This window comes from Caballeronia sp. M23-90 (assembly GCF_053574605.1).
On record NZ_JBSIPA010000279.1, the window covers coordinates 1 to 8828 of the forward strand.

The following is an 8828-nucleotide window of genomic DNA, read 5'->3' on the forward strand; positions in this document are numbered from 1 at the left end:
TTGCCGGCGTCGTTGCGAAGCAATCCGACGTACCACAAGGTGAATCCCGCCGACGCGCCGATCCTGATCCTGGCGTTGTCCTCGCCGACCCGAACGGCCGGCTCACTCTACGATTCCGCCGCGACGGTGCTGCAACAGACATTGTCGACAGTGCCGGGCGTCGGCGAGGTCGATGTAAGCGGCTCGGCGAATCCCGCCGTGCGCGTGGAACTCGAACCGGGCGCGCTGTTTCACTACGGCATTGGCCTGGAAGACGTGCGTGCGGCGCTGGCATCGGCGAATGCGAACAGTCCCAAGGGCGCAATCGAGTTCAACGGCACGCACTTCCAGCTTTACACCAACGACCAGGCCACGAAGGCCGCGCAATATCGCGACCTCGTGGTGGCGTACCGCAACGGCGCGGCCGTGCATCTGAGCGACGTAGGCGAGGTAGTCGATTCGGTCGAAGACCTGCGCAATCTCGGCCTGATCAACGGCAAGCGCGCCGTGCTCGTGATCCTGTATCGCCAGCCGGGCGCGAATATCATCGATACCATCGATCGCGTGAAGGCCATGGTTCCGCAATTGCAGGCCGCCCTTCCCGCCGACATCGAGATCACGCCGACTGCCGACCGGTCGACCACGATCCGCTCGTCGCTGCACGACACGGAAGCCACGCTGATCATTGCGGTGGCGCTGGTCGTGATGGTCGTGTTCCTGTTCCTGCGCAACTGGCGCGCGACGCTGATTCCGAGCGTGGCCGTGCCCATATCGATTATCGGCACGTTTTCGGCCATGTATCTGCTCGGGTTTTCACTCGATAACCTCTCGCTGATGGCGTTGACCATCGCGACCGGTTTCGTGGTCGATGACGCCATCGTTGTGCTCGAAAACATCTCGCGGCATATAGAAAACGGCGTGCCGCGCATGAAAGCCGCCCTTCTCGGCGCGCAGGAAGTCGGGTTCACGGTGTTATCGATGAGCATTTCGCTCGTCGCCGTGTTCCTGCCGATTCTGCTGATGGGCGGTATTGTCGGACGGCTGTTCCGGGAATTTGCGCTGACGCTGTCGCTGGCGATTGCCGTGTCGCTGGTCGTATCGCTGACTGTCACGCCCATGATGTGCGCGCGGCTCTTGCAGGAGCCGCACAACCAGAAACCGCCGGGCCGTTTCTCGCGTTGGCTCGAACGCCAGTTCGACGCCATGCAGCGCGGCTATGGACGCACGCTCGGCGTGGCGCTCGCGCATCCGCGAATCGTCTTGCTGGTGCTGATCGCGACGGTCGGGCTGAACGTTTATTTGTACATCATCGTGCCGAAGGGATTTTTCCCGCAGCAGGACACGGGGCGGATCGTCGGCGGAATTCAGGCTGACCAGAGCACGTCATTCCAGGCGATGAAGGGCAAGTTCTCCGACATGATGAAGATCGTGCAGGCCGATCCTGCGGTAGAAAGCGTCGCGGGTTTCACGGGTGGCCGGCAGACCAATTCGGGCTTCATGTTCATCTCGCTGAAACCAAAGAAAGAGCGCAAGGTTTCCGCCGATGCCGTGATCCAGCGCCTGCGTCCGGCGTTGTCCAACGTCGCGGGGGCCCGCACGTTCCTGCAAGCCGTTCAGGATATCCGCTCGGGCGGCCGGCAATCGAACGCGCAATACCAGTTCACGCTGCTCGCGGATTCCACGGCCGACCTCTACAAGTGGGGACCGAAACTCACCGACGCCCTGCTCGCCCGCCCCGAACTCGCCGACGTCAATTCCGACCAGCAGCAAGGCGGGCTGGAATCGTTCGTCACGTTCGACCGCGCAACCGCGGCGCGTTATGGCATCAAACCGGCGCAGATCGACAACACGCTTTACGATGCCTTCGGCCAGCGCCAGGTATCGACCATTTATAACGAGCTGAGCCAGTACCACGTGGTGATGGAACTCGCGCCGAAGTACTGGCAAGACCCGGAGATGCTCAAGCAGATCTACATCAGCACGTCGGGCGGGTCGGCGAACGGGGCGGCATCGACAAACGCGACGACCACCACGGCTTCCACTTCCGCGACCAGCGTCACCACCGCCGCCGATGCCTCGACGAGCGTGAACAGCGCGCTTGCGCTTGCGTCCATTCGCAACAGCGCGACCAACGCCATTGCGGCAAGCGGAAAGTCGAGTTCGTCGTCGGGCGCGGCGGTCTCGACGTCGAAGGAAACCATGATCCCGCTCTCGTCCATCGCCAAGTTCGGGCCGGGGAATACGCCGCTTTCGGTCAATCACCAGAGCCAGTTCGTGGCGTCGACCATCTCGTTCAATTTGCCGCCGGGCAAGTCGCTGTCTGACGCAACTGCAGCAATCTACGAGACGATGGCGACCATCGGCGTGCCAGCCACGGTTCGCGGCAGTTTTGCGGGCACAGCGCAGCAGTTCCAGGATTCCACGAAGGACCAGCCGATCCTGATCCTCGCGGCGCTCGCGGCGGTGTATATCGTCCTGGGGATTCTTTACGAAAGCTACATCCACCCGATCACGATTCTCTCCACGCTGCCTTCGGCCGGGATCGGTGCATTGCTTGCGCTGCTGCTGTTTCGCACCGAGTTCAGCATCATTGCGTTGATCGGCGTGATCCTGCTGATCGGGATTGTGAAGAAGAACGCCATCATGATGGTCGACTTCGCGATCCAGGCGCAGCGGCACGGGGCATCGACTTCACGCGAGGCAATCGAGGAAGCATGCCTGCTGCGCTTTCGTCCGATCATGATGACCACCGCCGCCGCGTTGCTCGGCGCGTTGCCGCTGGCATTCGGAACGGGCGAAGGATCGGAAATGCGCGCCCCGCTCGGGATCGCAATCGTGGGTGGCCTGATCGTGAGCCAGTTGCTGACGCTTTACACCACACCGGTCGTTTATCTTTATATGGACCGGATCCGGATCTGGTCGGAGAATCGCCGGGCGCGCAGAGGTCCGCAACGACCGGCAAGCGTGACGGAATGAGACGCTTCAATAACAAGCCCTAAGCAGGATTCCCCAAAATGGCTTAACGTTTCCGTCTGCCCACCAATAGAAGGAGCGTTTCAGCGATGAAAGTCCTGCTCATCGGCGCAAATGGCCGCACCGGCCGTCACGTTGCCCGGCAACTGCGTGCCGCATCTCTTCCTTTCAAGGTACTGCTGCGCAAATCGGCGCAACGCGGTGAGTTCGCGGCGCTCGGCGCGCAAATCGTGCTGGGCGATCTGACGCACGATTTCTCCCATGCCTTCGATGACGTCACGCACGTCGTTTACGCGGCGGGATCGGCGGAAAGCGAAGGCGTGAACGAGGAACGCGCGATCGACCGCGACGCCGTTCAACGCACGGCCGACTACGCCAAACGCCGCCGCACGCAGCAACTCGTGGTGATCAGCGCGATCTCGGCGTATTGGCCGGAATCAAGCACGCTCCAACTCAAGCACTACTCGAAGATGAAACGCGAAGCCGACGATTACGTGCAGGCAAGCGGCGTGCCGTATGTCATCTTGCGTCCGGGGGCGCTATCCGATGAAACCGGCCGGGGCACGATCGCGCTCGCAACCGATCGCAACGCCAGTACGTTGCCGGTGTCACGCGACGACGTGGCGCGCGTGACAGTGGCGTGCATTACCCGCGACGTGCGCGACGAGGTGATCGGTTTTGTCGGCGGCGCCACGCCCATAGACGTGGCGCTCGACACCGTTCAGACCGCGCCGACCAGCCGGTAGCCCACGCCCGTCTCGGTCACGATGTGCTCGGGCTGGGCGGCGTCGCGTTCGAGCTTCTGCCGTAGATGCGCCATGTAGATGCGCAAATAGTGGTGGCTTTCCACATGTGAAGGCCCCCACACCTCGCGCAACAACTGACGATGCGTCAACACCCGGCCCGAATGCCGCACGAGCGTGGAAAGCAGCCTGTATTCGATCGGCGTGAGATGCACGGCCGCGCCTGCACGGGTCACCTGACGCAGGCCGAGATCGATGGACACTTCGCCGAATTTCACCAACGGCGATTCACTCGATGCCGCCTGATTGCGCCGGCGCAAATGCGCGCGAATTCGCGCCATCAGTTCCGATACGCCGAAGGGCTTGGTCAGGTAATCGTCCGCGCCGGCATCGAGCGCGGCGACCTTTTCTTCCTCTTGCGTACGCGCCGATAAAACGATCACCGGCAGCTCCGTCCAGCTCCGCAGCTCGCGTATCACATCGAGACCATCCGTATCCGGCAAACCAAGATCCACGATCAGCAGGTCGGGCTTGCGCGTGGCCGCTTCCACCAGGCCTTGCTTGCCCGTTTCCGCTTCGTGCACGGTGATGCCTTCGGCCTCGAGCGACGCACGCACGAAGCGGCGAATCTGCTTTTCGTCCTCGATCAGCACGACGGTGACAGTAGGTTCGCTCATGCGCTTTTCGGGTCGGACTGAGGGAAATCGGCGAAGTCCTGTTCGACTTCATCGAAGAGAGAAGGGACGGGCGGCGCGGGCTCGACCGGCAGCGTGAACCAGAAGCGCGCGCCTTCTATTTGCGTATCTCGAGCGGTCGCGCTCAGGCGATTGTCAGCGCCGATCGTACCACCATGGGCCTCCACGATCGCGCGGCAGATCGAGAGCCCGAGGCCAATACCCGGCTTTGCCGACTCCTTCTCCCCACGCGTGAATTTCTCGAAGACGCGGTCTTCCATATTCGCTGGAAGACCGGGCCCGTTATCGTCTATGTACACACGCACAAAGGGCTTTCCACCCGCGCTGATGCTCTCCGCGCCGATCACGAGTTTCGAGCCCGGCGGCGTGTACTTGGCAGCGTTCTCCAGCAGATTCGAGAAGAGCCGTTCCATGAGCACGGCATCGAGTTGCAGGAACGGCAGGTCGGCCGGCAAACGGACGTCGACCGGACGGCCATCCAGCACTCGGCGACACGCGCGCAACGCGGCCCCGACCGTTTCTTCGAGCAACGACCATTGCCGGTTCAGGCGCAAGCCACCGGCTTGCAGCCGAGCCATATCGAGCAGGTTTGTCACGATACTCGTCATGCGCAGCGATTCGTCGTGAATCGCCGAGATCAACTCGGCATTTGCCGGCGAACGGGCGTCGCCATGGGCTTGCGCCAGCATCGATGCAAATCCCACGATAGTTGTAAGCGGCGTGCGCAGATCGTGCGAGATTGCGGACAGCAGCGAGTTTCGAAGACGTTCGGACTCCATGCTGACAAGCGCATCACGGGCGATGTCCACGTAATGCACCCGTTCCAGCGCAAGCGCGATCTGCGCGGCGAACGCATCGAGCATGCGCTTCTGCTCGGGCACCTCGAGTTCACTGGCGTTGTGCGTCATCACCGCGAGCACGCCACGCGTTCGCATTGGCGCCTTCAGCGGCAAATAAAGCGCTGCGGCGGCCGGCAACGTATCGGTCCCTCGCCCGGCCGGCTTTTGCTGGTCGTAGACCCATTGGCCGACATCGAGATCAAGCGCACTTTCCTCGAGTAACAAGGCTGTGGCCGAAGGTTCCGAAGGGTCAAGTTTCTGGCGGACTTTATCGGCGGAATCGGGCAGCAAGATGGCGACTTTCGCGCGAAACACTTCGCTGACATGACGCATGCCGATACCCACGATCTGCTCGGTCGCGAGCGCCGCGCCGAGTTCACCCGCCATGGCATACATGGCGCCCGTGCGGCGTTCGCGTTTCGATGCAACGCGTGCTTCGCGCCGCAGACTCGACGTCAGGTGACTGATCACCAGCGAAGTCAGCAGCATGCCGGTGAAGGTCAGCAGATATTGCGTGTCCGTGACCGACAACGACATGCGCGGCGGCACAAAAAAGAAGTCGAAGGCGGCTACGCTCAGGAACGACAGAAGCACGCCCGGACCGCGCCCGATTCGCGCTGCCGTATAGATCACGCCGACCAGATATAGCATCACGAGATTGGTGAGATCGAAGCGGTCACGAATCTGGCTGGCAAGCACCGTGATGACTGCGCAGATGGCGACGGCGTACAGGTAGCCACGCGGCGCCGAGCGTTGCTCGCGGGCAGCGCCCAACGTGTCTCGCCATTCACCTCCGCCAGCTTTGTCTTTCTGCGTCAGCGCTGGGTTCTTCTCACCTTCGCGGGCGCGAATCAGCGTAAGGTCGAGGTCCCCTGCGCGCTCCGCCAGCCGCTCACCAAACGGCCGTTTTAGCCAGCGATCAAAACCACGTCGCGCCGACGCTCCTGCAACAAGCTTCGATGCATTGCGAGCCTGCGCATAACCAATCAGCGTAGCGACGGCATCCGCGCCAGCCAGCGTGACCGTCTCCGCGCCGAGTTCGGCCGCGAGCTTCAGCGCAGCGAGGGTGCGTTCGCGACGGGCATCGGACAGTTTTTGCAAGCGCGGTGTTTCGACGTACACCGCGATCCAGTCGGAACGCAGACTCGCAGCGAGCCGTGCCGCTGCGCGCACGAGGGTAGGCGCTTCCGGCCCGGGACCGATGCAGACTACCAGCCGTTCACGCGCCTGCCAGATGCGCTCGATAGACCGGTCCGCCCGATACTCACGCATCTGGGCATCGACGCGATCTGCCGTGCGCCGCAGCGCCAGTTCCCGTAGCGCGATCAGATTGCCCTTGCGGAAGAAATTGCGCACGGCATGTTCTGCCTGCTGCGGCATGTACACCTTGCCGTCACGCAGCCGCTCCAGCAGCTCTTCGGGCGGAAGGTCCACGAGCGTCACTTCGTCGGCCTGATCCAGCACGCGGTCAGGAACCGTCTCGAACACGCGGATCTGCGTGATCTGGCCGACGATGTCATTCAGGCTTTCCAGATGCTGGACGTTGACGGTGGTGTAGACATCGATACCCGCGTCGAGCAGCTCATGCACGTCCTGCCAGCGTTTCAGATGACGCGCGCCGGGGACGTTGGAATGCGCGAGTTCATCGACGAGAATCAGTTGCGGATGGCGCAGCAAGGCGGCGTCGAGATCGAAGTCCTGCAGCGAATGGCCGCGGTACGCGATCTGCGCAAGCGGCAGGTGTTCCAGGTCCTCGGTGAGCGCGGCGGTCTCGGTCCTGCCATGCGTTTCCACGATGCCGATAACTACATCGTCGCCCTGCTCCTTGCGCCGCCGCGCGGCAAGCAGCATGGCGTAGGTCTTCCCCACGCCGGCCGATGCGCCAAAAAATATCTTCAGCCGTCCGCGATGACGCTTTTCTTCTTCTCTTTGCAGCTTGTCCAGCAGCTCGTCTGGGTTCGGGCGGTTCATTTTCTGGTGTTCAGGAGCGGTCGCATGCCTGGCGGGAACGAGCATATCGACGCGAAGACCCGGCGCGTCGGTATGCGACTGTCCCAGTATGCTTAATTGGGGCTGACTTGTATCCTCCGCCGTTTGGCCTATGACGTCTGCACAGCCTGCGATGGCTCGAACATTAAGCGCGTTGGCATAAAGACCGGATCAAAGGTCGATGCGCGAGCATAAAAATTGTGTAAAGAAAGAGCGCGGCGCCAGCTCCGTCCATACCCGGTCAACGCCGCGCCGTGTCATTCGCTCAAGGTTGCAGGATCGTCGACCCGGTCGTCCGGCGTGCTTCTAGATCCTCGTGAGCCCTTGCCGCTTCCGAGAGCGGATAACGCTGGCGCACGCTCGTCTTGACCTGCCCCGTCGTCAATACATCGAAGAGCTCAGCGGCCATCTGCTCGAGATCGCTGCGCTTGGCGATATAACTGAACAACGTCGGGCGCGTGAAATAAAGCGACCCGCGCCCGGCGAATTCCGATGAGTCGATCGGCGGCAACGGACCCGACGTATTGCCGAAGCTCACGAACATGCCGAGCGGTGCGAGGCAATCCAGCGACGCCGTATACGTGTCCTTGCCGATCGAATCGTAGACCACGGGAACGCCCGCGCCATTCGTGATTTCACGCACACGCTTCGTGAAATCCTCCCGCGTATAGACGATCGGATGATCGCAGCCATGCGCCTTGGCGAGCGCTGCTTTTTCGTCCGATCCGACCGTGCCGATCACGGTCGCACCGAGCGCCTTCGCCCACTGGCAGGCAAGCATGCCAACTCCGCCCGCGGCGGCGTGAATCAGTACAGTGTCGCCCGCCTTCACGCGATAGGTCCTGCGCAACAGGTACTGCGCGGTCAGGCCCTGCAGCATCACGGAGGCAGCGTCCTCGTAGCTGATGGCCTCGGGCAGGCTCACCACATATTGCGTCGACATGACGCGTTCCTCGGCATAGGCGCCCGGCGGCCGCGACGCATAGGCCACCCGGTCACCGACCTTGAACCCGGTCACGCCCTCACCCACTGCGGTGACCTCGCCCGCCGCTTCCATCCCGATGCCACCCGGCAACGGCATCGGATAAAGCCCGGTTCGGAAATATACGTCGATATAGTTCAGGCCCACCGCGTGATGCTTCACGCGGATTTCGCCCTTGCCCGGCGCGCCCACTTCCACATCGACCCATTTCAATACTTCGGGGCCGCCCGTTTTTTCGAATCGAATTGCTTTTGTCACTGTTGTCTCCGTGTTGAGGGCGCTTGCGCGTCCAATGACCAGCAAACGCAACGCCAAGCCTGGTTTAGCGGCCCTATCTAAGCGGCCCTGCCCAGGCGCAGCTTCAAGTCGTCGAGAATCATGCGCGCCGTTGCGAGGTTCGTGGCGCACGCGACGTTATGGACGTCGCAGGCGCGAACCAAAGCGTTGATGTCCGGCTCGTGCGGCTGTGGCGTCATGGGGTCGCGCAGGAAGATCACCAGGTCGACCCGGCCCTCCGCCAGTTCAGCGCCAATCTGCAGGTCGCCGCCAAACGGCCCGGACAACTTGCGCTCCACCTCCAGTCCGTGAGCTGCCGCGATACGCGCGCCGGTCGTGCCCGTTGCCAGCA

The 8828-nt window shown here is 62.4% G+C and carries 6 protein-coding genes; 2 read left to right on the forward strand and 4 right to left on the reverse strand.

What is annotated here, in order from left to right; translation table 11 throughout:
* Positions 1–2955 (forward strand): efflux RND transporter permease subunit (locus tag ACRXB1_RS23345; protein WP_449493363.1); only part of this gene is annotated, 2955 nt, incomplete at its 5' end.
* A gap of 86 nt (positions 2956–3041) precedes the next feature.
* The gene (locus ACRXB1_RS23350; RefSeq protein WP_449493364.1) at positions 3042–3698 is read left to right on the forward strand and encodes an SDR family oxidoreductase; all 657 of its coding nucleotides are present in this window, start codon (positions 3042–3044) and stop codon (positions 3696–3698) included.
* Here ACRXB1_RS23350 and kdpE read toward each other — a convergent pair.
* The 4 genes from kdpE to ACRXB1_RS23370 all read right to left on the reverse strand — a co-directional run.
* The gene (kdpE, locus tag ACRXB1_RS23355) at positions 3674–4372 is read right to left on the reverse strand and encodes a two-component system response regulator KdpE (RefSeq protein ID WP_174362349.1); all 699 of its coding nucleotides are present in this window, start codon (positions 4370–4372) and stop codon (positions 3674–3676) included. The two genes, ACRXB1_RS23350 and kdpE, sit on opposite strands and share 25 nt — an antisense overlap.
* Positions 4369–7200, reverse strand: coding sequence for a DUF4118 domain-containing protein (locus tag ACRXB1_RS23360; RefSeq protein WP_449493365.1), 2832 nt, complete (start codon positions 7198–7200; stop codon positions 4369–4371). Before ACRXB1_RS23360 ends, kdpE begins: the two co-directional genes overlap by 4 nt.
* Before the next feature lie 283 nt (positions 7201–7483).
* Positions 7484–8458: a quinone oxidoreductase family protein gene (locus ACRXB1_RS23365; RefSeq protein ID WP_075360561.1), complete on the reverse strand. Its 975-nt coding sequence runs from the start codon at positions 8456–8458 to the stop codon at positions 7484–7486.
* Positions 8459–8535: 77 nt separating this feature from the next.
* A partial coding sequence (locus ACRXB1_RS23370) for a methylglyoxal synthase (protein ID WP_449493366.1) occupies positions 8536–8828 on the reverse strand: 293 nt, incomplete at its 5' end.

What these genes read in the sequence shown, in the direction of transcription:
- ACRXB1_RS23350 (WP_449493364.1), top strand. Translation starts at nt 3,042, where the DNA reads ATGAAAGTCCTGCTCATCGGCGCAAATGGCCGCACCGGCCGTCACGTT.
- kdpE (WP_174362349.1), bottom strand. Translation starts at nt 4,372, where the DNA reads ATGAGCGAACCTACTGTCACCGTCGTGCTGATCGAGGACGAAAAGCAG.
- ACRXB1_RS23360 (WP_449493365.1), bottom strand. Translation starts at nt 7,200, where the DNA reads ATGAACCGCCCGAACCCAGACGAGCTGCTGGACAAGCTGCAAAGAGAA.